The organism is Nonomuraea sp. NPDC048826 (assembly GCF_043198225.1).
Taxonomy (GTDB): Bacteria; Actinomycetota; Actinomycetes; order Streptosporangiales; family Streptosporangiaceae; genus Nonomuraea.
Genome location: NZ_JBICUQ010000004.1, coordinates 697994 through 722977, shown reverse-complemented (window position 1 = coordinate 722977; position 24984 = coordinate 697994). Strand labels below are relative to the sequence as shown.

Genomic DNA, 24984 nt, shown 5'->3' with positions numbered 1-24984 from the left:
GGAGATCAGCGGCGCAGGGCGAGGCGGGCCGCCTGCCAGCCGCCGACCCCGTGCACGCCCGGCCCCGGCGGGGTCGAGGCCGAGCAGAGGAACACCCCGGGCAGCGGCGTGCGCCACGGCGCCGGCGACCACACCGGCCGCCTGAGGAACTGGCCGAGGCTCGCCAGCCCGCCGCCGACGTCGCCGCCCACCAGGTTGGGGTTGACCGCCTCCAGCTCGGCCGGGCTCATCGTGTGCCGGGCCAGCACCCGGTCACGGAAACCCGGAGCGTACCGTTCGATCTGCGCCTCGATCGGGCCGGTCATGTCGACCGCCGAGCCGTTGGGCACGTGGCAGTAGGCCCACAGCGTGTGCCCGCCCCGGGTCGGGTCGGCCGCGTACGGCTGCACCAGCAGCACGTACGGCCTGGGGGAGTGGCGGCCGGCGGCCGTCTCCGCCTCGCTCAGCGCGATCTCCTCCAGCGTGCCGCCCAGGTGGACGGTGCCCGCCGCCGCCACCGCCGGGTCGCGCCACGGCACCGGCCCGTCCAGCGCCCAGTCGACCTTGAACGCCCCGGGCCCGTGCCGGAAACGGGTCAACCGGTCGCGGTAGCCCGGCGGCAGGTCGGCCATCTCCACGAACTGGCGCGGGGCCACGTCGAGCACCACCGTCTCGGCGTCCAGCTCGGCCAGCCGCCGCACCCGGTGGCCGGTCACCGCCTCGCCGCCCAGCTCGCGCAGCCGCGCGACCAGGGCGTCGGCCAGCCGCTGGGAGCCGCCGCGCACCACCGGCCAGCCCACCAGGTGGGCCAGGGACGCGAGCATGAGACCGTAGCCGCTGGTGATCGGCGCCCGCAGGTCGAGCAGCGAGTGCGCGGCCATGCCCGCCAGCAGCGCGCGCCCCTCCACGGTGCGGAACGCCAGCCGGCCCAGCGCGGTCGCGGGCAGCGCCGACGCCACCCCGAACCCGGCCGCCCCCACGACCCCGCCCGTGAGGCCCGCCGCCGACCACGGCCCCAGCGGTTTCAGCAGCAGGTCCACCAGCGGGAATCCGGCCCGCGCCGCCGCTCCCGCCGTCACCCGCCACACGGCCCCGTCGCGTCCCAGCCCCTCCGTGGTACGGGCGAGGTCGCGATGCAGGAGCACGGCGGGACGGTCGTCCAGAGGGTGGGCGGCAGGCAGCGCGGGGTGGGCGTACTCGACGCCCTTCAGCTCCAGGTCGCGCAGCGCGGGAGAGGCCAGCGCCATCGCCATCACGGTCGCGCCGACGTCGTGGACCAGCCCCGGCAGCGTCAGCTCCGCCGACCGCAGCCCGCCGCCGAACGACTCCGCCGCCTCCAGCAGCAGCACCCGCCGCCCGGCCTCGGCCAGCTTGACGGCCGCGACCAGCCCGTTGGGCCCCGACCCCACCACGATCGCGTCGGCGCTCACGTCCACCTCGTTTCTCGCACCGTTCCGGACAGGTCACCCCCGGAGGGGCGGGGTCACTGGAGGATCGAGGGGAGCGGTCGCGCGTCGCGGTGACCGAGCATGTCGGTCATCAGCTTGATCTCGCCCTTCTGCCCGGAGACGATCTTACGGGCCATGCCGGTGACCTCCTCCCGGCCCGACAGCCGGAGCACGCCCTCGGCCATCTCCACCCCGCCCTCGTGATGGCGGATCATCAGCTGCAGGAACAGCACCTCGGCCTCGGTGCCCTGCAGCTCGCGGAGCTTCGCCAGCTCCTCGTCGGACGCCATGCCGGGCATCCGCTCGCCGGGCCGCGCGGCGCCGCCGTGGCCGTGGCCGCTCATCCACGCCATCGGCCGCAGGTCGGTCGACTGCGTCAGGCCCCACTGCTGCAGCCAGCCGATGAACATGCCGCGCTGGTTGGCCTGGGTGTTGATGATGTCGAACGCCAGGGATCTGATCTCCGGCGACTTGCTCTTGTCTCTGATGGTGAAGGACATGTCGACGGCCTGCGCGTGATGGGTGGCCATGTCGCGGGCGAACCCGGCCTCGGCGGAGGCGTCGCCGGGAGCGCCCCGGCCGCCTAGGACGAACAGCAGCGCGGCCGCGGCGAGCACGAGGACGGCGACGACGGCGAACAGCGACGTGCGGGCAGGTTTCTCCATGACGCTGTCCAGCGTACCCACCTCTCCCAGCGGGTCGTGATCGGACGCTTACGCGGCTCTTATTCTCCGCATACGCCCCGAACCAATAGGGTGACCTCGGATTGGTTCGCCGATGGAGGAACGATGACGAAGGAGAAGGCGCAGGCCCGGCGGGAGCATCTGCAGAAGATGCGGGCCGAGCAGAAGCGCAAGGAACGCCGCACCGCATTGCTGATGTGGGGGACAGGCGGGCTCGTCATCGTCCTGCTCGTCGGCCTGGTGGGCTTCTACCTGGTCAAGCAGGCGCGCGAGACGTCGCTCGACGCCGTGGTGAGCGTCAAGTACGACGGCGGCGACCACGTCTGGAACAAGGTGGCGTACAAGGAGACCCCGCCCGTGGGCGGGGAGCACAACAACTACTGGCAACAGTGCGACATCTACGACAAGCCCATCCACAGCGAGCACGCCGTGCACTCGATGGAGCACGGCGCGGTCTGGATCACCTACCGGCCCGACCTGCCGGCCGACCAGGTCGCCAAGCTGAAGGAAGTGGCCTCGAGCACCGGCCAGCAGGAATTCATGCTGGTCAGCCCGTTCGAGGGGCTGCCCGCGCCGATCGTGGTCAGCAGCTGGAACCACCAGCTCAAGCTGGACAACCCCGAGGACCCGAAGCTCGGCGCGTTCGTCAAGCGCTACCAGAACGGCGCGGACACGCCTGAGCCGGGCGCCACCTGCGGCGGCGAGCAGGCCATCACCACCACCGCCGACCAGGCGCCGCTCCCGCCGGAGCCGAAGGCGGAGACCCAGACCCCGATGGAGACGGCGACCCCGCAGCCGTCGGAGTCCCAGCAGTAAGCAGACCTCTCCAGGAAGGCCCGGCGGCACGTCCGCCGGGTCTTCCGCTTCCCCTGGATCCGGCGGGCCGATCAAGGAATGATGAGCCCGTGGTCCGGTTCGAGGTGGTGACGCTGATCCGGGCGGCTCCGCGCCGGGTGTTCGAGGAGTCGCTGTCGGTGGACACCCACATGGCCTCCATGGCGGCCAGCCGCGAGCGGGCCGTCGGCGGGGTCACGTCGGGGCGGATGGGGCCGGGCGACCAGGTCACGTGGCGGGCGTGGCACTTCGGCGTCGCGTGGCGGATGACCTCGGTGATCAGCGCCTACGACGCCCCGGGGTTCTTCGTGGACGAGCAGGTGGCGGGCCCGTTCCGGCGCTGGCGTCACGAGCACCGCTTCGCGGCCGACGGCGGCGGGGGCACGGTGATGCGGGACGCGGTGGAGTTCGAGGCGCCGCTGGGCGTGCTCGGGCGGGTGGCCGAGTCGGTGGCGCTGCGGCGTCACATGACGGCCCTGATCGTGGCGCGCAACGCGCACCTGAAGGCGGTGCTGGAGTCGGCCGGGTGAGGACCTCGCCTAGGTGAGGGCCTGCTCCGGCGGCGTCCACTCCAGGTCGTGCGCCTGGGCGACGGGCCGGCTGGTCAGGTGGCCCTCGTGGGTGTTCAGGCCGAGCGCCAGCGCCGGGTCCTCGCGCAGCGCGCGGGCCCAGCCCAGGTCCGCGATCGCGAGCGCGTACGGGAGCGTCATGTTCGTCAGCGCGAACGTGGAGGTGTGCGGGACCGCGCCCGGCATGTTGGCCACACAGTAGAAGATCGACCCGTTCACCTCGTAGGTCGGCTCGGCGTGCGTGGTCGGGCGCGAGCTCTGGAAGCAGCCGCCCTGGTCGATGGAGATGTCCACCAGCACCGACCCCGGCTTCATCCGCGCGACCAGCTCGTCGGGCACCAGCTCGGGGGCCTTGGCGCCGGGCACCAGCACCGCGCCGATGACCAGGTCGGCCTCCAGCACCGCCTGCTCGATCTCCAGCGTGTTGGACGCCACCGTCTGGCAGTGGCCCTGGTAGATCATGTCGGCCTGGCGGAGCTTGTCGATGTTGTTGTCCAGGAGCAGCACCTCGGCCTGCATGCCGAGCGCGATCGCGGCCGCGTTCATGCCGGAGACGCCCGCGCCGATGACCACCACGTGGGCGGCCCGCACCCCGGACACCCCGCCCATCAGCACGCCCCTGCCGCCCCGCGAGCGCATCAGGTGGTACGCGCCGACCTGCGGGGCCAGCCTGCCCGCCACCTCCGACATGGGCGCGAGCAGCGGCAACCGGCCGTCGGGCGTCTGCACGGTCTCGTACGCGATGCCGGTGACGCCCGCGTCGAGCATCGCCTTCGTGCACCCGGCCGAGGCCGCGAGATGCAGGTACGTGAAGAGCACCTGGCCCTTGCGCATCCGGTGGTACTCCTCCGGGACCGGCTCCTTGACCTTGAGGATCAGGTCGCAGCCGGCCCACACCGCGTCGGCGTCCGGCAGGATGACCGCGCCCGCCGCCTCGAAGTCCGCGTCGGGGAGCGACGAGCCGGCGCCCGCCTCCCGCTCGACGAACACCTGGTGGCCCTGGCGCACCAGTTCGTGCGCGCCCGCCGGGGTGAGGGCCACGCGATACTCGCTGTTCTTGATCTCGCGGGGGACACCGACCTTCATGGTCACTCCCGTTCCTGGGCAACCGCGCTGTCGCCGTAATTCCTTCTCCATTGTCTGCCTCTGCACGCAAGAACGAGAAATATTCAGTCGATTACCCGGCATCCACCGGTCCTCGATAAGCTCACCGCAGCCCGTAGTCAGGATGGGGACATCGACGATGGACAAGCCGCAAGAGCCGCCGGCGGCAGCGGATCCGGGGCCGCCCAGGGCCAGCAAGGTCACCACCGTCATCCTGATCGTCTCGCTCGTCCTGATCGTCCTCATCGCGGGCGTCCTCGGCACCATCGCCGTCCTGATGACCCAGGCCCCCGACGCCCCGCTCCTCGGCGGCAACCCGCCGCAGCGACTGTCCACGCCGATCCACTTCGCCCCCGTGCGCGAGACCAAGGCCGCGCCCTGCCCGGGTGAGGAGGCGGCGCTCGACGACGCGCAGACCACCTGCTACCTGCTGGAGGACGGCGTCACGGTCTCCTCCGTGCAGCGGGTGGAGGCGGTGCGCGAGCGCGACGGCACCTACTCGGTGCGGATCGCGGTCGCTCCCGCGTTCAAGCAGAAGCTCGTCGACCTCATCGACGAGCAGGTCGGCGACCAGCGGCAGATCGCCGTCGTGCTGGTGCCGCGCACGGTCGTGGCCGCGCCCATCGTGACCCAGAGCATGGACGGCGACAGCCTCAGCATCGCGGGGATGACCCAGCAGGAGGCCGAGACGCTGACCACCCGCCTGCTCGGCGACTCCGCCCAGCCGTCCACCCCGGCCGACTCGCCGCCCGCCACCCCGGCCGACTCGCCCGCCGATTCACCGCCCGCCTCGTCGCCCGTCACCTCGCCCGCCACCGGTCTCCCGGGCGACCCCACCGGGGCCGATCAGCGGGGCGCCGGCACCCGCACCCCCGACCAGCGCTTCCCCACCTGCAAGGAGGCCACGGCCGCCGGCTACGGCCCCTACACCAAGGGCACGCACGAGGAGTACGCCTGGTACGTCGACGTCGACGGCAACGGCGTCGCCTGCAACTCCGGCGACCTGCGTTAGCCGAAGAGCCCGCCCAGCCAGTCGACCGCGAAGAACGCCAGGAACACCAGCGACACCACCCACAGCAGCCAGGGGATCTCGCCGAACTTGCCCCGCGCCGCCTTGATCAGCGTGTAGACGATCAGGCCGGCGCCCACGCCGTTGGTGATCGAGTAGGTGAACGGCATCAGCGCGATCGTCAGGAACGCGGGGATCGCCACGTCCGGGTCCTGCCACGGCACGTTCTTGCTCTGCATCATCATCAGCGCCCCGACCAGCACCAGCGCGGGCGCGGCGGCCGCGGCGGGCACCACCGCCGCCAGCGGCGTGAACAGCAGGGCCAGCGCCATCAGCGCCCCGGTGACCAGGCTGGCCAGACCGGTCCGCGCGCCCTCGCCGACGCCGGCGGCGGACTCCACGAACACCGTGTTCGCCGAGGCGCTGGCCGCCCCGCCCACCATGCCGGCCACGCCGTCCACGGTGAGGATCCGGCCCAGCCGCGGCACCCGCCCCTGGTCGTCCACGAGCCCGGCCTCGTCGCTGACGCCGATGATCGTGCCCATCGCGTCGAAGAACCCCGACAGCACCAGCGTGAACAGCACCACGGTCGCGGTCAGCGCGCCCGCCGTGGCGAAGCCGCCGAACAGGTCGACCTGCCCGACCAGCCCGAAGTCCGGCGCCGACACCAGCGACTCGGGCACCCGGGGCGCCACCACTCCCCAGTCGGCCTGGTCGATCGTGGCCACCGAGTTCACCACGATCGCCACGATCGCGGTGATCACGATGCTGATGAGGATCGCGGCCGGCGTGCGCCGCACGTACAGGGCGATCATCAGCAGCAGCCCGAAGCTGAACACCGCGACCGGCCAGCCGGTCAGGTGGCCGGTCGCGCCGAGCTGCACCGGCGTGCCCTCGCCGCGCGCCACGAACCCGGCGTCGACCAGCCCGATCAGCGCGATGAACAGGCCGATCCCGACGCTGATGGCGTGCTTGAGCGCCAGTGGGATCGCGTTCATGATCAGGGTGCGCAGGCCCGTCACGGCGAGCACGATGATGACCGCGCCGCCCAGCACGACCAGGCCCATCGCCTGCGGCCAGGTCATGCTGGGAGCGGCCTGGTAGGCGACCACGGCGTTGAGCCCGAGCCCCGCGGCCAGCGCGAGCGGCGCGTTGCCGACCAGCCCCATGAGCAGCGTGGAGATCGCCGCCGCCAGCGCCGTCGAGGTGGTGAGCTGCGCGATCGTCAGCTTCGCGCCGGTGATGTCCTGAGCGCCGCCGAGGATGATCGGGTTGAGCAGGATGATGTACGCCATCGCCATGAAGGTGGTGACGCCACCGCGCACCTCACGGCCGACGGTCGAGCCCCGCCGGGACAGCTCGAAGAATCTGTCGAGCACCGGCATCCCCCTTCAGCGAGACGGGGGAGTGCCGGGTGCCCTACCCGGCGGGAAAGCCGGTCATGCCTTGTGGTGCCTGCCGCCGCCGACCAGGGAGACGAACTCCTCCAGCGCGATCCGGCCGTCGCCGTCGCGGTCGGCGGACGAGATGAACGCCTCGATCTCCGCCTCGGCGGCGCCCTGGCCGCCCAGGGCCTCGTTGGCCTGCCTGATCTCGTCGGCCGTCAGCAGGCCGTCGCCGTCGGCGTCGAACCGCTCGAACTCGGCCTTGGCGGCCTCGCGTGCGTCAGCCATTGGGTCCTCCCCGTCGTCGCTCAGCCCCCGGTGTGGGCCAAGGCGATATCTTCGGGTCTGATCGGAACGCGCGTCAAACGCAGCCCGGTCGCCGCGCGCACCGCCGCCGCGATGGCGGGGGTGGAGGAGAGTGTCGGGGGTTCGCCCGCGCCCCGCAATCCGTACGGAGCAGACGGGTCTGGATTCTCCAGGATTTTAATCGTCATGGGCGGCATGTCGAGAATGGTGGGGATCAGGTAGTCGGTGAAGGACGGGTTCAGCACCTTGCCGTCCTTGATCTGGATCTCCTCCATCAGCGCCAGCCCGAGGCCCTGCGCCGACCCGCCGTGGATCTGCCCCTCCAGCGCCTGCGGGTTCAGGATCCGGCCCACGTCCTGCACGGCCGCCAGCTCGACCACCTTGACCAGGCCCAGCTCCACGTCCACGTCCACCACCGCCCGGTGCACGCAGAGCGCGAGCTGCGTGTGCGAGTCGCCCTGCCCGGTGAGCGGGTCCAGCGGGAACGTCGGCCGGTGCCGGAACTCGCGGGTCTCCTCCACGGGGCCGAACTTCTCCAGCGCCTCCCGTACCGGCAGCCCGCCGAACCGCTCGCGCACCGCCTCACAGGCCGCCTTCACCGCGCCCCCCGTCACGTACGACTGGCGCGAGGCCGACGACGAGCCCGCCGACCCGACCGAGGTGTCGGCGGTCGCCACCGTCACGTGGTCCACGCCCAGCTCGGTCCGGGCGATCTGGGCCTGGATCGTGATTAGCCCCTGGCCCACCTCGGCGGCCGCGGTGTGCACGGTGACGTGCGGTTCCCCGTTGACCAGCTCGGCCCGCACCCGGGCGGTGGAGTAGTCGTCGAAGCCCTCGGAGAAGCAGATGTTCTTGATGCCGACGCCGTACCCGACGCCGCGCCGCACCGACTCGCCGTGCGTGGTCTGCGAGACGCCGCCCGGCAGCGCGCGCAGGTCGTCGTCGGCGGGCGGCGGCAGCGGGAACGACTCCAGCTCGCGCAGCATGCCGGCCAGCGGCGCGGGCGAGTCGATCACCTGCCCGGTGATGAGCGCCGAGCCCTGCGACACCGCGTTGCGCACCCGGATCTCCACCGGCGACAGCCCGCACGCCTCGGCCAGGCGGTCCATCTGCGACTCGTACGCGTAACACGCCTGCACCGCGCCGAACCCGCGCATCGCTCCGCACGGCGGGTTGTTGGTGTAGACGCCGGTGGCCTCCACCAGCACGTTCGGCACCTCGTACGGGCCGACGCCGAGCGAGGCGGCGTTGCCCACCACGGCGGGGGAGGAGGAACAGTAGGCGCCGCCGTCCAGCAGGATGTCCGCCTTGACGTAGACCAGCCGGCCGTCGCGGGTGGCGCCGTGCTCGTAGCGCATCCGCGCCGGGTGGCGGTGCACGTGGCCGAAGAACGACTCCTCGCGCCCGTACACGATCTTGACCGGGCGGTTCAGCCGCAGCGCCAGCATGCACGCGTGCACCTGCATCGACAGGTCCTCACGGGCGCCGAACGCGCCGCCGACCCCGGACAGCGTCAGCCGCACCTTCTCCGGCGGCAGCCCGAGGCACGGGGCGAGCTGGTCGCGATCGACGTGCAGCCACTGCGTGGCGATGAACAGGTCGACGCCGCCGTCCTCGGCCGGCACCGCGAGCCCCGACTCCGGGCCCAGGAACGCCTGGTCCTGCATGCCGACCTCGTACTCGCCGGTGACCACGACCTCGGCCTCGAACACCTCGCCGGTGCGCACCGGCTGGTGGCGCACCACCTCGGTGGCCAGCCGCGGATCCGTCACCGCCTCGCGCACCTCGTAGTCGACCACGATCGCGTCCGCCGCGCGGCGCGCCGTCTCCGGATGGTCGGCGGCCACCAGCGCCACCGGCTCGCCCTGGTAGCGGACCCGGTCGATGGCGAGCACCGGCTGGTCCTTGTGCTCCAGGCCGTAGAACTTCTCGCCCGGCACGTCCTCGTGCGTCAGGACCGCGCGCACGCCGGGGACGGCCAGCGCCGGCCCCACGTCGATGGACCGGATCCACGCCGACGGGTGCGGGCTGCGCAGCGTCGCGCCCCACACCATGCCTTCGAGCCACAGGTCAGAGGCGTAGGCGAACTCGCCCGTCACCTTCAGCACCGCGTCCGGCCGCCGCGCGCTCTCGCCGACGCCGTGCCGCAGCGAACTCGCCGTCTCCGTCATCCTTCGAGTAGAGCACCGCCCGGGCTGCCCCGGTATGCGCGGCAGGTGAAATCGGGGTAAGCCCGGTGACGTGCCGCCTTGTATATTCCTCCAAGTGCGGATACGTGACCTGCTGGAGATCGGCGAGCCGCGCCTGCGGCTGCTCACCGGCGACCCCGACCGCGAGTTCACCACGGTCCACATCACCGACCTGCCGGAGCCCGGACGCTACCTGTCGGGCGGCGAGCTCGTGCTGACCGGCCTGATGTGGCGCACCGGGCCCGAGGACTCGGCCCGGTTCGTGACGGCCCTGGTCGAGGCCGGGGTGGCCGGGCTCGGCGCCGGACAGGCATGGCTCGGGCACATCCCCGCCGACCTCGTGACGGCGTGCGAGCGGGCCGGGCTGCCCCTCCTGGAGGTCCCCACCGAGGTCTCCTTCCGCACTCTCGCCGAGCGGCTCGCGCCCGGCCTCACCGGCGACGCGCGCGAGGCGCTGGGCCGCCACCGCAGGCTCGTCGCCGCCGTCGCCGAGGGCGCCGACCTGCCCGAGCTGTTCGCGCTGACCGCCGCCGAGCTCGGCGTGACCGGCGCGGTCGTCTCCGCCGTCGGAGACGTGATCGTCGGCGCGCCGGACGACCCCGCCGGGCTCGCCCGCGCCTACCTGACGGCGCCCCGGCTGCCGTGCCTGGCCGGCGGCCACACCCTGTTCGGCGTCGGCCGCGGCCACCGGGCCGGCGGCTGGCTGCTGGCCTGCGACGGCGACCTGCTCGACCGGGCCGACCTGGGCTACGAGCTGGCGGCCTGCGTGGCGCTGGAGCGCAGCCGGATGGAGGAGGGGCGGCGGGTGGAGCGCCGCCTGGCCGGGCAACTGCTGGCCGCCGCGCTCTCCGGGGCCGACGCGACCGAGCTGAACGCCCGCTTCCGCACCTGCGGCCTGGACGTCGCCGAGCCGTACGCGGTCGTGAGCGCGTCCGTCCCCCGGCCCGGCGCCACCCGCGGCCCCGACCCGGCCACGCTCGGCGGCCAGGTGCTGGAGGAACTGCTGGGCCGGGAGATCGTCGCCCCGCCCGGCGCCGACGAGGCGGTCGCGGTGGTGCCGCTGCGCGGCCACGACGTCGCCGCCCTGGCCGCCCGGCTGCGCGCCGGGGCCGAGATCCTCTCCGCGCTGCCGGACGCCCGCGTCCGCGTCGGGCTCAGCGGCGCGCTGACCGGTGCGTCCGCCCTGCGCGGCGGCGTCGAGGAGGCCGGTCACGCCCGGCGGCTCGCCCAGGCGCGGGACGGCGGGGTGGTCACCTCCGACGAGATCTACACGCACGCGCTGCTGCTGGCCACCGTCCCCGGCGACGTGCGCCGCTCCTTCGCCCACCGGCTGCTCGCCCCGCTGCTCGACTACGACGCCGGGCACCAGTCCGAGCTGGTGCGCACGCTGGCCACCTTCCTCGACTGCGCGGGCTCCTGGAACGCCTGCGCCGAACGGATGCACGTGCACGTCAACACCGTGCGCTACCGGATCAAGCGGGTGGAGGAGCTGACCGGCAGGGACCTGTCGACGATGGCCGACCGGGTCGACCTGTTCCTGGCGCTGCGGGCGGAGTGACCCCGCACTCACACGCGCACGGCGGGCACGCCGACCAGCTCGTGCACGATCCGCTGCTCGGACTCCGCCGCCCGCCGCCACTTGACGTTCTCCAGCAGCCGGGCCAGCGGGACCGCCTCGGCGACGTACGGCAGGGCCGCGTGGGCGTCGCCCATCGCCCGGCGCGCCCTGGACAGCAGGACGAGGCACTGCAGCGCGCCGAACCGGTTCCCGTGCGCGCGGTTCTGCGCCAGCGCCCGCTCCAGGTGGCCCGCCGCCGCGGCCGGATCGCCCTCGTCCAGGCAGACCTCGCCGAGGATCAGGCACACGTTCATCACGTGGCCGGTGTCGCCGATCCGCTCGGCCGCCGCCAGCGCCGTCCGCAGGTGCCGGCGCGCCTCGGCCGGGCGGCCCAGCCTCTGGCAGGCCCGTCCCAGCATGATGAGCGCGTAGCGCACGCCGACGTCGGCGCCGATGCGGCGGGCCAGCGCGAGCTGCCGCCGGGCGTGGCCGAGCGCCTGCTCGTGCAGCCCCTGCTCGTTGGCGAGGTTGGCCAGGTTGCCCAGCGTGCGCTGCTCGCTGAAGCGGTCGCCCAGCTCCCCGGCCAGCACGAGCTGGGCCTCCAGGTGCGCCATGCTCTCCGCCTTCCCCTGCAGGGACAGCCCGCAGGAGAGGTGACCGTGCGCGTGATAGGCGCCCAGCCGGTCGCCCAGCCGCTCGCAGACCTCCAGCGCCTGCCGGTTGAGCGTGATCAGCGGTACGGGTTCGTGCGCGTAGTGCTGGAACCAGAAGAGCGAGAAGCACAGCGCCACCCCCAGCCGGGCCAGCTCGGCGTCGGGGCTCGCCATGGCCTGCCCGGCGGCGGCGACCAGGTTGGTCTCCTCACCGGCCAGCCAGGCGATCGCCTCGTCCCGGCCGCCGACGGCATGCGGCACGGCGTCGACCTCGGGACCGTCGGCCTGCACCCGGTGCGGGTCCATGGCGGTGACGGCCAGCCGCGCCGAGGCGATGTAGAAGCTCAGCGCGCGGGCGAGCGGCGCGGCGGCGTCGTCCGGCGCCATCTCGGCCGCGAACAGCCGGACCAGGTCATGGAGCTGGTAGCGGCCGGGCCTGGCCGGGTGCTCCAGCAGGTGCGCGTCCACCAGGCGTTCCAGCGCCCGCTCGGCCTCGTCGGCGCCGCTGCCCAGCAGCGCCGCCGCCACCTCGGCCGTCACGTCGTGCAGATGGAGCGACCCGAGCAGGCCCAGCGTGCGTGCGGCCACCCGGTCGATCGGCCGGGCGCTGCCGTCCAGGGCGCGCCAGCTCGCCGCCAGGCTGGCCCGGACGGCCAGCTCGCCCACCTCCAGCTCGTGCAGCCTGCGGTGCTCGTCGCGGAGCCGGCCGGTCAGCGCCGACACGCTCCAGGAAGGGCGGTCGGCCAGCCGCGCGCCCGCGATGCGCAGCGCGAGCGGCAGGCCGTCACAGAGCCTGACCAGGCCGGCCGTCTCCTCCGGGTGCGCCGCCATCCGCTCCGCCCCGGCCAGCTTGGCCAGGACCGTGACGGACTCCGACAGCGACAGCCGCGGCAGATGGAGCTGCACGCAGTCGTCGCCCGCGGCGAGCGTCTCGCGGCTGGTCACCACCATCGCGGTGCCCCGGGGCGCCGGGATGAGCGGCAGGATCTGCCCCAGCCCGGCCGCGTCGTCCAGCAGCACGAGGGCCCGTTTGCCGGCGAGGGTGCTCCGCCACAGCGCCGCCGCCTCGTCCACGTCGCCGGGGATCGCGTCGCCGTCGACGCCGAACGCGCGTAAGAACCGGCCGAGCACGTCCAGCGGACCGAGCCCCGGCAGGCCGACCGTCGCCCCCCGCAGGTTCACGTAGAGCTGGCCGTCGGGGTAGCGGTCCTTGACCAGGTTGCCGATCCGCACCGCCAGCGCCGACTTGCCCACCCCGGGCGGCCCGGAGATGACCACCAGGGGGTTCGGCTCGGCGTCGTCCCACGGCGCGAGCAGCCCCTTCAACCGGATGATCTCCGGGGCCCGGCCCACGAACCCGGCCAGCTCGCGGGGCAGCTGGCGAGGCGCCGGCGGGCGGACGTCGCCGCCCCGATCGGCAGGCCCGCCCGCCAGGGCCAGCCGGTGAGCGCGGCGCAGCGCCTCTCCCGGCTCGACACCCAGCTCCGCGCGGAGCACCCGGCGGCTGTCCTCGTAGACCACCAGGGCCTCGGCGGGCCTGCCGCACCGTAACAGGGCCAGCATCAGCAGCTCGCGCGGGCGCTCGCGGAGAGGATGACTGCGGATCATGGACTGCAGCGGCGACAGCGCGTCCTGCGGACGGTCGAGCCCCAGCAGCGACTCCGCTCGAAACTCCTGGGCGGCCAGGCGCAGCTCGGTCAGCCGGGCCCGCTCGCCCTCGGCGAAGGGGCCGGGCACCCCCGCCAGCGCGTCGCCGCGCCACAGGCCGATCGCCTCGTCGAGGTCGGGCAGCGCGTTCGCGTAGGCCCCCTGCCCGATGGCGCGGCGGGCCCGGTCGACCCGCTCGGCGAAGGCGAGGGCGTCGACCTGGGCGGGGTCGAGCCGTAACAGGTAGCCGCCGGCGCCGCCGACCACGAGGCTGGAGGGCTCGCGCCGCCGCCGGGACGGCTCCAGCGCGCTCCTGAGCCCCGCCACGTAGGTGTAGACGCTCTGCTCGGCGGTCTTGGGCGGGTCGTCGCCCCAGATGCCGTCGATGATCCGCGGCATCGGCACCACGTGGCCGGGCCACGCGGCGAGGATGGCCGCCAGCGCCTGCCGGCGTGGCGAGCCGAGATCGATCCGTACGCCGTCACGCGCTGCGGTGACCGGCCCCAGGAGCCGGAAGACGACGCCATCGGCCAAGTGACTCTCCCCCCGTGCCGCGGACCACGGCTGGCGTGACCGGATCACGGGCGGGGAGCGGGGCCGATCAGGCCGACATGGCACCGTCTAGAAGAAATGTAGACGCCCCGCCTACGATGATCGCCTGTGGGGCCTGGGGAACATCGGACGGGGCGGCGGCGACGGGGGCACGACATGCCGACGGCCCGGCCATGCGATCACATGACGAGCGTCACATCGGCACGGCGACCGCGTCGCCGCTCTCACCGTGCTGGATCAGCAGCAGAGCTCGTCGTTGAAGGCGACCATCGAGACTGAGACGGGGGCAGACGTTTCCGCGTTCGCGGCCGTACTATTACCTGCAACGGCCACCACGGCCCCGAGCAAGGCAATGAGTGCGGACATGGTGAGGCGCGTGCGCATGGGGGATCTCCCTCGCGGATCTGGGACTTGCTTGGAACTTATCATTTCAGGGAGCGGCGACCGTGACCACATCTGATCTAGTCGGACTCCGTATAAAGACGGTGCGGCGGCAGCGAGGCCTGTCGCAGGCGCAGCTCGCGCATCCGGAGTTGTCTGACAGCTATGTCTCCTTGATCGAGAGTGGCAAGCGCACTCCCACGCCGGCCGTGCTTGAACTGCTGGCGCAGAAGCTCGACTGCTCACTCTCCTATCTGATCAACGGAGTGACCGCCGAGCAGATGGAAGACATCGAGCTCGCGCTCGGTTACGCCCGGCTGGCCCTGGAGAACGGCGAGGTCGCCGAGGCCCGCCGCCGCTTCGCCGAGCTGCTGGCGGACAACAACCTGACAGGTCTCACGGAGCTTCGTCAAGAGACCGAATTCGGGCTCGCCCTCGCCACGGAGGCGTACGGCCAGCGCGAAGAGGCGATCGGCATCCTCGAACGGCTGCGCGGCGAGGAGCTCCCGGCCGAGCGCCAGATCGAGATCGCCATCGCCCTGTGCCGCATCAACCGGCAGAGCAACCGGCTCACCGAGGCCGTCGAGATCGGCGAGCGCTTCCTGAGCGGCCCCAACCGGCCCGTGTGGTCCGACCTGATGGTCGAGCTGGGCGCCACCCTGCTGGCCGCCTACCTCGTCCGCGGCGACCACCTGCGGGCCCGGCAGTTCGCCGCCGAGCTGCTCAACGCCGCCGAGGCGCTCGGCACCCCGCGCGCCATGGCCGCGGCCAACTGGAACGCCGCCTACACCGCCGACTACACCGGACACCGCGAGGAGGCGCTGACCTTCGCCGAGCGCGCCCTGGCGCTGATGGCCGAGACCGACCACCCGAGGCTGCTGGCCAAGATGCGGGTGGCGTACGCGCAGCTCAAGCGGCGGGTGCAGCCCGAGGAGGCGGCCTCCCTGCTCGACCAGCTCCACCGCGCGATCCGGGAGCAGGAGCAGAGCTCCACCAGCGTGATCGACCGGGCGCGGGCGCGCACCGAGCTGGCGCACGTCGCGTTCGTCACGGGCGACCTCGACAAGGCGCTGGAGCACGGCCACGCGGCCGAGGAGCTGCTGTCCGACACGGCCGTCGCCCAGGTGCCGCAGGCCCACCTGCTGCTGGGCCGGGCCCACAGCCTGCGCGGCGACGCCGCCGAGGCCGACCGTCACCTGCGGGTCATCCGTCAGGCCCTGGAGCCGATGCCGTCGTCCTTCCAGTCGGCCGGCGCCTGGTACGCCACGGCCGAGACCCTGGAGGAGATCGGCGACACCGACAGCAGCGTGGAGGCCTACCAGCGCGCGCTGGCCTGCGCAGGTCTCTGATCGGGGTACGGACCGGGCGGGGTGCTCGGTAGCCTTGAGTTGCCATGAAGAGTTCCCCGCTCGCGGCCGTCACCGCGATTCTCGCCGCGCTGTTCGTCCTCGTCACCGCCGGCCCCGCCCTGGCGCACGACGCGCTCAAGAGCAGCAATCCCGCCAAGGGCGCCACGGTCAAGTCCGTCGACGAGGTCGAGCTGGAGTTCACCGGCAAGGTGCGCATGCCCTTCGTGGTCGTGCGCGGGCCGGGTGACAGCCAGCACCAGGCCGGTGACCCCGAGGTCGACGGCGTGGTGGTGACGCAGGAGCTGAAGGGCGAGCTGCCCGACGGCAAATACACCATCGCCTTCCGGGTCGTCTCGTCCGACGGCCACCCGATCGAGGGCGAGGTGCCGTTCACCGTCAAGGGCGCGAGCCCGCCGCCGAGCGCGACGCCCGAGGCGAGCGCGTCCCCGGCCGAGAGCGCGATCGGGGAGCCGACCGCCACGGAGGCGGCTCCCGCGGAGTCCCAGCCGGCGGAGACGCAGCCCGCGCAGGAGGTGTCCGCGGAGAGCGACTCCGCGACCTTCCCGGTCTGGCTGCTGATCGTGGTCGGCGCGCTCGTCGGCATCGGCATCGGGTTCCTGCTGAGCGCCCGGAAGAAGAAGCCGTGACCAGGGCCGCGCGTCTCGCGCTCGCGGCGGCGGGGGCGGCGGTCGTCGCCCTGGTGATCGCCATGATCGCCGGAGGCGCGGCGTTCCCCAGGATCATCCTCGGCGTGCCCTCGTCCGGGGCCGTGACCCGGTGGGGGCTGCCGGTCTCCAAGCTGGCCATGGACGTCGCCGGCGTCGCCACGGTCGGCCTGCTGCTGGCCGCCGCCCTGTTGCTGCCCAACGAGAAGGGCGTGCTGGGCAAGACCGCGCAGAGCTACGTGCGGGCCGCGTCCTGGGCGGGGCTGGCCTGGGCCGCGGCGGCGTTCCTCACCATGGTGTTCAGCGTCTCCGACGTGTGGGCGCGGCCGGTCCCGCAGATCCTCAACCGCAGCTTCCTGGTCGGCTACGCCACCCAGGAGAGCCCCGGCATCGCGCTCACGCTCGTGGTGCTGTTCGGGCTGTCGATCGCGCTGTTCTCGCGCGGCGTCATCACCGCCGGGGCGGCGGCGGGCCTGCTGCTGCTCGCGCTCGTCACGCTGACGCCGCCGGCGCTCACCGGCCACTCCGCCTCCTCGCCCAACCACGGCCTGGCCCTCACCTCGCTCACCCTCCACCTGCTGACGCTGGCCCTGTGGGTGGGCGGGCTGGCGGTGCTCGCCCTGCACGCCGCGCTCAAGCGGCCGCAGCTCGACGTGGCCGCCGGCCGCTTCTCCCGGCTGGCGCTGTGGGCCTACGCCGGGGTGGGGCTGTCCGGCGTCTTCAGCGTGCTGGCGCGGCTCACCGCGCTCTCCGACCTCTGGACGTCCAGCTACGGCGTGCTCGTGGTGGCCAAGATCGTGGCGTTCGTGCTGCTCGGCTACGTCGGCTGGTGGCACCGCCAGCGTACGCTCGCCGACCTCGACGCGGGCCGGCCGCGCGCGTTCGCCCGGCTCGCGGGCGGCGAGCTGATGCTCATGCTGGCCACGATCGGGCTCGCGGTGGCGCTGTCACGCACCCCGCCGCCGCCGGTCAGCCTGCCCGCCGACCGCGCCTTCGACCTCCTCGGCTACCCGGTGCCGCCGCCGATCTCGCTGGCGAACATCTTCACGCTGTGGTGGTTCGACCTGTTCTTCGCGCTCCTCGCCGCCGCCCTGGCCGGGCTGTACGGCGCGGGCGTCGTACGGCTGCGGCGGCGCGGCGACGCCTGGCCGTGGGGCCGCACCGCGGCGTGGTTCACCGGTGTGGCCATCCTCGTCTTCACCACCCAGAGCGGCCTGTCGCGGTACGCCAAGGTCATGTTCGACGTGCACATGATCGAGCACATGACGCTGGCCATGATCGTGCCGATCTTCCTGGTGCTCGGCGCCCCCGTCACGCTCGCCCTGCGCGCGCTCAAGCCCGCCGCCCGGCGGGGCGACCGCGGGCCGCGCGAGTGGCTGACCGCGATCCTGCACAGCGGGTACGTGCGCGTCGTCTCGCATCCGGGCATCGCCACCGCGATCTTCATCGCGTCGACCTACGCGCTCTACTTCACGCCCCTGTTCGAGGCCGCCATGGAGGAGCACCTCGGCCACGTCTTCATGATCCTCCACTTCCTGGTCAGCGGCAGCCTGTTCTTCTGGGTGGTCATCGGGATCGACCCCGGCCCGCACCAGCTCCCTTACGTGGGCAGGCTGCTGCTGCTGTTCGTCACCATGCCGTTCCACGCGTTCTTCGGCATCGCGCTGATGATGACCGGCACGGTCATCGCGCCGGGCTGGTACGAGCAGCTCGACCGGTCCTGGGGCGGCCCGCTGCTGCTGGAGCAGCAGAACGGCGGCGCCATCGCGTGGGGGTTCGGCGAGATCCCCACCCTCATCGTGCTGCTGGCCATCGCGGTGCAGTGGTACCGGAGCGAGGAGCGCAAGGCCCGGCGCGACGACCGCTCCGCCGAGCGGTCCGGCGACCCGGAGCTCAGCTCGTACAACGACTACCTGGCCAGGCTCAACCAGCTCGACAAGCGCGAGTAGCCGATCGGGTAGTGCCTGCTATCTTCCCCGGCGCGGCGCCGGAACGCCGGGTAGCCTTTTCACGATGGGGGAAGGCGCGAGCCTGCCGTGGGGGGTGTGCTGCGCCGTGACGCCGGCGGCGAAGCCGGCGCGCTCGGGCCTCAGGAAGGCGTAGATCGGTGACGGAAGAGACGCGCATGCGCGGGGGGGAAAGCCTGGCCGAAGCGCTCGAAGGACACCTGGCCGAATGGTCGAGACGCACCGGGATCACGGTGGAGGTGTGGGCCCTGCCGTCCGCCGACGTGCCGCCGCGGGTCGCGAAAGGGGTGCTGGCCGTCATGGCCGAGGCGCTCGACAACGTGGAGCGCCACAGCGAGGCCGCGACGGTGTCGATCGCCGTCACGGTGGCCCCGAGCGGTCTGCGGATGACGGTCAGCGATCATGGCAAGGGCTTCCGGCCGCCGCTGACCGGGCCGGGCATCGCCCGCATGCGGGCGGCCTTCACCGAGCTCGGCGGCTCCCTGTCGGTCAACGGCGTGCCCGACGAGGGCACCACCGTGACGGGGATCGTGCCTAGGGCGACGTGAGGATCTCGCTGCCTGCCTCGGTGACCAGGATCGTGTGCTCGAACTGCGCGGTGCGCTTGCGGTCCTTGGTCACCGCGGTCCACTTGTCGGGCCAGATGTCATAGTCGATCGTGCCCAGGGTCAGCATCGGCTCGATCGTGAACGTCATGCCCGCCACCAGCTCCACCCGGAGCGACGGGTCGTCGTAGTGGGGCACCATCAGGCCGGAGTGGAAGGTGGTGCCGATGCCGTGGCCGGTGAAGTCGCGCACCACGCCGTAGCCGAACCGCTTGGCGTACGCCTCGATCACCCGGCCGACCACGTTGAGCTGGCGGCCCGGCGCGACGGCCTTGATGGCCCGCATCATCGCCTCGCGGGTGCGCTCGACCAGCAGCCGCGACTCCTCGTCGACCTCGCCGACCAGGAAGGTGGCGTCGGTGTCGCCGTGCACGCCGCCGATGTAGGCGGTGATGTCGACGTTGACGATGTCGCCGTCACGCAGCACGGTGTCGTCGGGGATGCCGTGGCAGATCACCTCGTTGATCGAGGTGCACAGCGACTTGGGGTAGCCCTTGTAGCCGAGCGTGCTCGGGTAGGCGCCGTGGTCGATGAGGAACTCGTGGCCGATGCGGTCGAGCTCGTCGGTGGTGACGCCCGGCCGGACGTGCCGGCCGACCTCTTCGAGCGCCTGGGCGGCGATGCGGCCGGCGACCCGCATGCGCTCGATGATCTCGGGGGACTTCACGTCGGACTCGCCGGTCTTGGGGCGCTTCTTGCCGACGTACTCCGGCCGCTCGATGTGGGCGGGAACCTTTCGCATGGGCGAAATTCGGCCGGGCTGGAGCAGTGTCGTCATGAAAGACGAGTCTACGGGCAGAATGAAACCCGTGACCGATGGCCAGTGGTGGTTCTGTCTCAAGCACATGCGGGTCGAGCCCGACGCGGGCTGCCCCAACAAGGATCGGATGGGTCCGTACGCGACCGAGCAGGAGGCCGCGGGCGCGCTGCAGCGCGCGGCCGACCGCAACAAGGCGTGGGACGAGGCCGACCAGGACGACGAGTAGCCCCCTCGGGGACCTCGCGGGCGTCTCGGCTCGGGCAGGCCGAGAGGCCCGGTGGCGGACCCCTCGGCGCGGTGACGTGATCAGGGGGTCCGCGCGGCCGGGCGTGCCGCCAGGGCGGTGATGAAGGCGGCGGTCTCGTCGGGGTTCTCCTCGGCCATGAAGTGCCCGGACGTGGTCGGCTGGTAGGTCAGGTCCGGCGCCCAGGCCCGCCACAGCGAGGCGGCGTCGAAGCCGAGCTGGGAGCCCCAGTCCTGCGAGATGACGCCGACCGGCATCGTGAGCCGGGCGCCACGCTCGCGGTCGGCCCGGTCCATCTCCAGGTCGACGCTCGCGGTGGCCCGGTAGTCGGCCACGATGGAGTCGACCGCGGCGACCGAGCTGTCGACGTAGTAGGCGCGCTCCTCAGCGGTGAACGTCGTGCCGCCGGGGTCCCAGGCGTCCAGAAAGGAGCCGAAGAACTCCGGAGCGACCGCGCGGATCATCTTCTCGGGCAGCCCGGCGGGCTGCGCCATCAGGTAGAGGTGCCAGGCGACCTTGGCGTCGACCCCCCGCAGCACGGCCCAGGTGTCGAGGGTGGGCAGGACGTCGAGGATGCCCAGGTAGTCCACGACGCCGGGGTGGTCCAGGCCCGCGCGGACGGCGACCAGCGCGCCGCGGTCGTGCCCGACGAGCCCGAAGCGGTCCACGCCGAGGCCGGACGCGACCGTCACGACGTCCTGGGCCATGGTCCGCTTGGCGTAGGCGGTGGGGTCGCTCCCGTCCGGCTTGTCGCTGTCGCCGTATCCGCGCAGGTCGGGGACGATGACCGTGTGGTCGCCCGCGAGCCTGGCCGCGACGTGCCGCCACATGTAGTGGGTCTGCGGGAAGCCGTGCAGGAGGACCACGGCCGGCCCGCTCCCGCCGACGGCGACGTTGAGGTTCACGCCGTCGGCGCCGGGGACGGCCCGGTAGTCGAAGCCGCTGATCGTCGGTCGGGTGGTCATGCGTTCTCCTTCACGGTGGGGGCGGGGCGGCCGGAGAAGATCCCGGCGGGCAGGGGGCCCCGCCCGGACGAGGCCTTCAGGGCGGGGATGACGACGGTGTCGACGAGCGCGGACAGGTACTCCTCGTCGACCGCGAGGTTGTTGACCCGGCGCAGCAGGAGGGCGGCGCCGACCACCTCCTCGAACGCGAAGGGGTCCGCGCCTTCGGACAGCTCGCCGCGGGCGATCGCGGCCTCGACGACCTGGCGCGGCAGCCGCGCTCCTGTGGGGCCGACGGCGTTCTCGATGGCCTCGCACAGCTCCGGGTCCTCCAGGCCCGCCTGCAGGAGCAGCATCGCGGTCTGGCTGTCCGAGGCGCGCATGGTCCGGTCCAGGCGCCGGCACAGGCTCAGCACGTCGCCGCGCAGGGTGCCGGTGTCGATCGGCTCACCGGCCTCACGCCGTGCGGGCCCGGCCTTGACCGCGGCGATCACCATCTCCCGCTTGGACCCCCACCGTCGGTACAGGCTCGCCTTGGAGGTCTGGCACCGCCGGGCGACCTCCTCGAAGGACACCCCCTCATAACCGGACTCCGCCAGCACCTCCAGGACGACGGCCGTGATCCGCTGATCGAGGGCCGCGTCACGGGGGCGGCCGCGCGGGCCACCATTTCGAAACGTCACGCCCCGTATCGTAATGCACGAGACCGCATGCTCCGGTCAGTGCGGGTGACGGTCATCTCCTGGCGGTCATCTCCTGGCGAGGCGGGCGAGCTTGACCAGGGCCACGACGCCGATGGCGGCCCAGACCAGGTTCAGGCCCGCGGACGGCCAGGCGTCGTTGTACGCGCTGTTGATCATGAGGGAGATCGAACCCGCCAGGTTGATGAGCTGGTACAGGAGCCCGTCGCCGTTGAGCCGGGCGGACGAGACCAGGGCGTATCCGGCCAGGAGCAGGGCGGCGCCGAGCCAGCCGACGGCCTCAACGAGCAGATCCATGACGCCATTGTCCGGCTATAGCGAACTGAACGGTAATAAATGATCCAGAAGACCCGCGTAAGCTCTGCTCTGTGGACATCGACCCCCGGCGGCTGCGCGTGCTGCGCGAGGTCCATGTGCGCGGCGGCGTCATGCGGGCCGCCGAGGCGCTGCACCTGACCCCGTCGGCGGTCTCCCAGCAGCTCGCCCAGCTGGAGCGGGAGGTCGGGCTCGCGCTCCTGGACCGTTCGCAGCGCCGCATCTCGCTCACCCCGGCGGGGCGGGTGCTCGCGGGGTACGCCGAGCGCGTCGAGGAGGAGCTGGCCGAGGCCAGGCGGGAGCTGACCCGCTTCGCCGAACGGCTGGCCGGGCCGGTGCGCATCGCCGCGTTCCCGACGGTGATCCAGCACATCCTGGTGCCGGCCCTGGGCGAGCTCGCCGTCCGCCACCCGAAGCTGGAGCCCGCCGTGCACGAGGTGTTCGGGCCGCCCGCGCTGCAGGAGCTGCGGCTGGGGGCCGTGGACGTGCTCATCACCGAGCAGGACATGAGCCGGCCGGTGCTCGCCCAGCCGTCGCTGGACATCCGCCCGCTGTTCGTGGACGAGTATCGCGTCGTGGTGCCGCCGGACTGGCCCGAGCTGCCGCGGCACGTCTCCGAGCTCGCCGACGTGCCCTGGGTGGCGAGCGAACCGCAACTGGCGTGCGGTCAGGCGCTGGACCGGCTGGCCGGGCTGCACGGGTTCGAGCCGCGCAAGCTGCACGTCATCACCGACTTCGCCCCCACGCTGGCGCTGGTGACCGCCGGGCGCGGGGTGGCGATCGTGCCCACGCTGGCGCTGCTGGACGTACGGGAGGGCGAGGTGCGGGTCAGCGACATCCGCGACGTCGGCGCCCGCCGGATCGACGCCGTCACGAGGGTGAGCCGGACCAGGTCGGGGGAGCCGGACCCGGTGCAGGCGGTCGTCATCGACGCCATCGAGCGCGCCACCGCCGAGCTGGAGTCCTCGCTCAGCGCCCGCCTCGGCCGCTCCCGCGACGAGGTCGCCGGCTAGGTCGCGACCGCTTTCCGGCCCGCCGCGGCGCCCGCGACCGGCTGACTGTCTGTCTCGACGCCCGCCATCGGTTTGCGGTCCGCGGTGACGAGCGCGTCGATCAGGCCGGGGAAGGCCTCGTCGAGCTCGGCGCGGCGCAGCGTGTTCATGCGGGCGGTGCCGACGTAGTGCTGCCGGATCAGGCCGGCCTCGCGCAGCACGCGGAAGTGGTGCGTGGCGGTCGACTTGCTGACCGGGAGGTCGAACCCGCCGCACCTGACGTCCGCCTGGGCGTCGCACAGCTGCGTCACGATGCTCCGCCGCACCGGGTCGACGAGAGCCTCCAGGATCTGCTGCAGCGTGACCGTGCCCAGGTCCGGATGGCGCGGGATGCGGTCGTCGTCGTCCATGTGCTCGATAGTACGACACTGCTCGAAGTTTGACATCCATCGTACTTCTGGGTTTGGATCGGCGCAGTGACGTGAAGGGGTGAGGCGTGATGGCCAGGACGGTGCTGTTCCGCGAGCTCGGCGGGCCCGAGGTGCTGCGGCTGGAGGAGGCGGAGGTCGGGGAGCCTGGGCCGGGGGAGGTCCGGCTCCGGGTGGACGCGATCGGGGTGAACAGGGCGGAGGCGCTGTTCAGGAGCGGGACCTACATCGAGCCGGTGCGGCGGTGGCCCGCCAGGCTGGGCAGCGAGGCCGCCGGCGAGATCGAGGCGGTCGGCGAGGGCGTCACCGGCCTGGAGCCGGGGCAGCCGGTCAGCGTCGTGCCCGCGTTCTCGCAGAACGACTACGGCGTCTACGCCGAGCGGGCGATCGTCCCGGCGGCGGCGGTGCTGCGCCGCCCCGACGGCTTGGACGCGGTCGAGGGAGCGGCGGTGTGGATGCCCTACCTGACCGCCTACGGGGCGCTGGTCCAGGTCGGCGGGATGCGGCCAGGGGACACGGTGGTGCTGAACGCCGCGTCGAGCAGCGTCGGGCTGGCCGCCATCCAGATCGCCGACCGGGTCGGCGCCACGCCCGTCGCGCTCACCCGTACCCGGGCCAAGAAGGACATCCTGCTCAAGGAGGGCGCGGCCGAGGTGATCGTCACCGACGAGGAGGACGTGGCCGGACGGGTGAAGGCGCTGACCGGCGGCCGGGGGGTCGAGTTCGTCTTCGACGCCGTCGCAGGTCCCGGTGTGGTGGACCTCGCCCGGCTGATCGCCCCCGGCGGGACCCTCGTCGAGTACGGGATGCTGAGCGGCGAGCCGACCCCCTATCCCGGCTTCGAGCTGGGCATGCCCGCCCTCGGCATGCGGACCTACACCGTCCACGAGACGACCCGGGACCCGGAGCGCCTGCGCCGCGCGGAGGCGTTCGTGGCCTCAGGGCTGCGTACGGGGGCGTTCCGCCCGGTGGTGGACCGCGTCTTCGACCTGGGCGACGTCGTGGCGGCGCACCGGCACCTGGAGTCGGGCACGCAAGTCGGCAAGATCGTACTGACCGTCGCGCGTTAGTCGGTCACCTGCGGGCCGCTCACCTTGTCGAGCAGCCGGGCCAGCCGCTCGCGCAGCCCCGGCCGCTGCGGGATCTCGCCCGCGGCCGCGCTCACCAGGTGCTGGGCGCCGTCGAAGCTGAGCGGCGCGTGCGCCGGGACCGCGATGGCGTCATGCGCCAGCCCGGCCAGCTCCGCGTCACCGCCCTCCAGGGCCAGGATGGTGGCGCCGACGCGGCGGGCGTCGTCGACCCGCTCCAGCAGCGGGACCGGCGCCTGCTGCCCGGCCACCACGAACAACGTCTCGCCGCGTGCCGTCCGCTCGATGCGCTCCAGCCCCACCCGCAGGTGGGCCGGGGCGCCGGGCGGCGGGGACCAGCGGACCAGCGTGGGCGCGAGCTGCGGCAGCCCGGACAGGCGGGCCTCGTCGGTGAGATGCGCGGTCAGATGCCAGGGCTCGTCGTCGGGGGTGCCCACCAGCAGCAGCCCGCCGGGGGAACGGGTGGTGCGCAGCGCCCGGCCCAGCTCGCGGGTGCGCTCGACCCATCCCGTGGCGGCCAGCACTTCACGCAGGTGCGCGACCGACCCTGAATCCATGGCATCCATCGTGCCTGACAGGTGCGGCCGGGGCGACGGTTTCGCCCTGACGCGGCGGTGCGGGTGCGGTGA

24 protein-coding genes are annotated in these 24984 nt (G+C 72.9%); 11 read left to right on the top strand and 13 right to left on the bottom strand.

Features of this window, described 5'->3' with window-relative positions:
* Positions 1 to 5: 5 nt before the first annotated feature.
* Positions 6 to 1409, bottom strand: coding sequence for a phytoene desaturase family protein (locus ACGFI7_RS17865; protein WP_393405487.1), 1404 nt, complete (start codon positions 1407 to 1409; stop codon positions 6 to 8).
* Positions 1410 to 1462: 53 nt separating this feature from the next.
* On the bottom strand, positions 1463 to 2092 hold the full coding sequence (locus tag ACGFI7_RS17860; protein ID WP_393405485.1) for a DUF305 domain-containing protein: 630 nt from the start codon (positions 2090 to 2092) through the stop codon (positions 1463 to 1465).
* A 123-nt stretch (positions 2093 to 2215) separates the two neighbouring features.
* Between ACGFI7_RS17860 and ACGFI7_RS17855 the strand changes: the two genes are divergently transcribed.
* On the top strand, positions 2216 to 2926 hold the full coding sequence (locus tag ACGFI7_RS17855; RefSeq protein ID WP_393405484.1) for a DUF3105 domain-containing protein: 711 nt from the start codon (positions 2216 to 2218) through the stop codon (positions 2924 to 2926).
* A gap of 89 nt (positions 2927 to 3015) precedes the next feature.
* The gene (locus ACGFI7_RS17850; protein WP_393405482.1) at positions 3016 to 3474 is read left to right on the top strand and encodes an SRPBCC family protein; all 459 of its coding nucleotides are present in this window, start codon (positions 3016 to 3018) and stop codon (positions 3472 to 3474) included.
* Positions 3475 to 3483: 9 nt separating this feature from the next.
* On the opposite strand, the gene ald is transcribed toward ACGFI7_RS17850, so the two are convergent.
* Positions 3484 to 4599: an alanine dehydrogenase gene (gene ald / locus ACGFI7_RS17845; protein ID WP_393405480.1), complete on the bottom strand. Its 1116-nt coding sequence runs from the start codon at positions 4597 to 4599 to the stop codon at positions 3484 to 3486.
* Positions 4600 to 4756: 157 nt separating this feature from the next.
* Here ald and ACGFI7_RS17840 point away from each other — a divergent pair, with 157 nt between their 5' ends.
* Positions 4757 to 5629 (top strand): excalibur calcium-binding domain-containing protein, encoded by an 873-nt coding sequence (locus tag ACGFI7_RS17840; RefSeq protein WP_393405478.1) that lies wholly within the window; start codon positions 4757 to 4759, stop codon positions 5627 to 5629.
* Here ACGFI7_RS17840 and ACGFI7_RS17835 read toward each other — a convergent pair.
* From ACGFI7_RS17835 to ACGFI7_RS17825, 3 genes are read right to left on the bottom strand one after another with little or no spacing between them, the layout of a single operon-like run.
* On the bottom strand, positions 5626 to 7011 hold the full coding sequence (locus ACGFI7_RS17835; RefSeq protein ID WP_393405476.1) for an NCS2 family permease: 1386 nt from the start codon (positions 7009 to 7011) through the stop codon (positions 5626 to 5628). The two genes, ACGFI7_RS17840 and ACGFI7_RS17835, sit on opposite strands and share 4 nt — an antisense overlap.
* 54 nt (positions 7012 to 7065) lie before the next feature.
* The gene (locus tag ACGFI7_RS17830; protein ID WP_393405474.1) at positions 7066 to 7299 is read right to left on the bottom strand and encodes an EF-hand domain-containing protein; all 234 of its coding nucleotides are present in this window, start codon (positions 7297 to 7299) and stop codon (positions 7066 to 7068) included.
* A gap of 20 nt (positions 7300 to 7319) precedes the next feature.
* Positions 7320 to 9488, bottom strand: coding sequence for a xanthine dehydrogenase family protein molybdopterin-binding subunit (locus ACGFI7_RS17825; RefSeq protein ID WP_393405472.1), 2169 nt, complete (start codon positions 9486 to 9488; stop codon positions 7320 to 7322).
* Positions 9489 to 9582: 94 nt separating this feature from the next.
* Here ACGFI7_RS17825 and ACGFI7_RS17820 point away from each other — a divergent pair, with 94 nt between their 5' ends.
* Positions 9583 to 11064 carry a PucR family transcriptional regulator gene (locus ACGFI7_RS17820; RefSeq protein ID WP_393405470.1) on the top strand — a complete coding sequence of 494 codons (1482 nt, stop codon included), beginning with the start codon at positions 9583 to 9585 and terminating at the stop codon, positions 11062 to 11064.
* 8 nt (positions 11065 to 11072) lie between these two features.
* On the opposite strand, the gene ACGFI7_RS17815 is transcribed toward ACGFI7_RS17820, so the two are convergent.
* A complete protein-coding gene (locus ACGFI7_RS17815; protein ID WP_393405468.1) occupies positions 11073 to 13898 on the bottom strand; it encodes a BTAD domain-containing putative transcriptional regulator in 2826 nt (941 codons plus the stop codon).
* A gap of 464 nt (positions 13899 to 14362) precedes the next feature.
* Here ACGFI7_RS17815 and ACGFI7_RS17810 point away from each other — a divergent pair, with 464 nt between their 5' ends.
* The 4 genes from ACGFI7_RS17810 (at position 14363) to ACGFI7_RS17795 (ending at position 18826) form a co-directional block, all read left to right on the top strand.
* A complete protein-coding gene (locus tag ACGFI7_RS17810; protein WP_393405466.1) occupies positions 14363 to 15646 on the top strand; it encodes a helix-turn-helix domain-containing protein in 1284 nt (427 codons plus the stop codon).
* A 44-nt stretch (positions 15647 to 15690) separates the two neighbouring features.
* The gene (locus ACGFI7_RS17805; RefSeq protein WP_393405464.1) at positions 15691 to 16293 is read left to right on the top strand and encodes a copper resistance protein CopC; all 603 of its coding nucleotides are present in this window, start codon (positions 15691 to 15693) and stop codon (positions 16291 to 16293) included.
* Positions 16290 to 18260: a cytochrome c oxidase assembly protein gene (locus ACGFI7_RS17800; protein WP_393405462.1), complete on the top strand. Its 1971-nt coding sequence runs from the start codon at positions 16290 to 16292 to the stop codon at positions 18258 to 18260. The genes ACGFI7_RS17805 and ACGFI7_RS17800 overlap by 4 nt, the downstream gene beginning before the upstream one ends.
* A gap of 176 nt (positions 18261 to 18436) precedes the next feature.
* Positions 18437 to 18826: a sensor histidine kinase gene (locus tag ACGFI7_RS17795; protein WP_393405460.1), complete on the top strand. Its 390-nt coding sequence runs from the start codon at positions 18437 to 18439 to the stop codon at positions 18824 to 18826.
* On the opposite strand, the gene map is transcribed toward ACGFI7_RS17795, so the two are convergent.
* Positions 18813 to 19661 (bottom strand): type I methionyl aminopeptidase, encoded by an 849-nt coding sequence (gene map, locus ACGFI7_RS17790; RefSeq protein ID WP_393405458.1) that lies wholly within the window; start codon positions 19659 to 19661, stop codon positions 18813 to 18815. The two genes, ACGFI7_RS17795 and map, sit on opposite strands and share 14 nt — an antisense overlap.
* 22 nt (positions 19662 to 19683) lie before the next feature.
* On the opposite strand from map, the gene ACGFI7_RS17785 reads away from it, so the two are divergent.
* Entirely contained in the window at positions 19684 to 19869 is a 186-nt protein-coding gene (locus ACGFI7_RS17785) for a hypothetical protein (RefSeq protein WP_393405456.1), read from the top strand.
* Between the two features lie 80 nt (positions 19870 to 19949).
* Here ACGFI7_RS17785 and ACGFI7_RS17780 read toward each other — a convergent pair whose 3' ends face one another.
* The 3 genes from ACGFI7_RS17780 to ACGFI7_RS17770 all read right to left on the bottom strand — a co-directional run bounded on the left by ACGFI7_RS17780 (position 19950) and on the right by ACGFI7_RS17770 (position 21829).
* Positions 19950 to 20852 carry an alpha/beta fold hydrolase gene (locus tag ACGFI7_RS17780; RefSeq protein ID WP_393405454.1) on the bottom strand — a complete coding sequence of 301 codons (903 nt, stop codon included), beginning with the start codon at positions 20850 to 20852 and terminating at the stop codon, positions 19950 to 19952.
* Positions 20849 to 21514, bottom strand: a complete 666-nt coding sequence (locus tag ACGFI7_RS17775) for a TetR/AcrR family transcriptional regulator (RefSeq protein WP_393405452.1) — start codon at positions 21512 to 21514, stop codon at positions 20849 to 20851. The genes ACGFI7_RS17780 and ACGFI7_RS17775 overlap by 4 nt, the downstream gene beginning before the upstream one ends.
* A gap of 66 nt (positions 21515 to 21580) precedes the next feature.
* A complete protein-coding gene (locus tag ACGFI7_RS17770) occupies positions 21581 to 21829 on the bottom strand; it encodes a hypothetical protein (RefSeq protein WP_393405450.1) in 249 nt (82 codons plus the stop codon).
* A 71-nt stretch (positions 21830 to 21900) separates the two neighbouring features.
* Here ACGFI7_RS17770 and ACGFI7_RS17765 point away from each other — a divergent pair, with 71 nt between their 5' ends.
* Positions 21901 to 22860 carry a LysR family transcriptional regulator gene (locus ACGFI7_RS17765; protein ID WP_393405449.1) on the top strand — a complete coding sequence of 320 codons (960 nt, stop codon included), beginning with the start codon at positions 21901 to 21903 and terminating at the stop codon, positions 22858 to 22860.
* Here the strand turns inward: ACGFI7_RS17765 and ACGFI7_RS17760 are convergent.
* Positions 22857 to 23249 carry an ArsR/SmtB family transcription factor gene (locus ACGFI7_RS17760; protein ID WP_393405447.1) on the bottom strand — a complete coding sequence of 131 codons (393 nt, stop codon included), beginning with the start codon at positions 23247 to 23249 and terminating at the stop codon, positions 22857 to 22859. The two genes, ACGFI7_RS17765 and ACGFI7_RS17760, sit on opposite strands and share 4 nt — an antisense overlap.
* Before the next feature lie 89 nt (positions 23250 to 23338).
* Between ACGFI7_RS17760 and ACGFI7_RS17755 the strand changes: the two genes are divergently transcribed.
* Entirely contained in the window at positions 23339 to 24337 is a 999-nt protein-coding gene (locus tag ACGFI7_RS17755) for a zinc-dependent alcohol dehydrogenase family protein (RefSeq protein WP_393405701.1), read from the top strand.
* On the opposite strand, the gene ACGFI7_RS17750 is transcribed toward ACGFI7_RS17755, so the two are convergent.
* Positions 24334 to 24912 carry a hypothetical protein gene (locus ACGFI7_RS17750; RefSeq protein WP_393405445.1) on the bottom strand — a complete coding sequence of 193 codons (579 nt, stop codon included), beginning with the start codon at positions 24910 to 24912 and terminating at the stop codon, positions 24334 to 24336. The genes ACGFI7_RS17755 and ACGFI7_RS17750 overlap by 4 nt on opposite strands.
* Positions 24913 to 24984 lie beyond the last annotated feature (72 nt).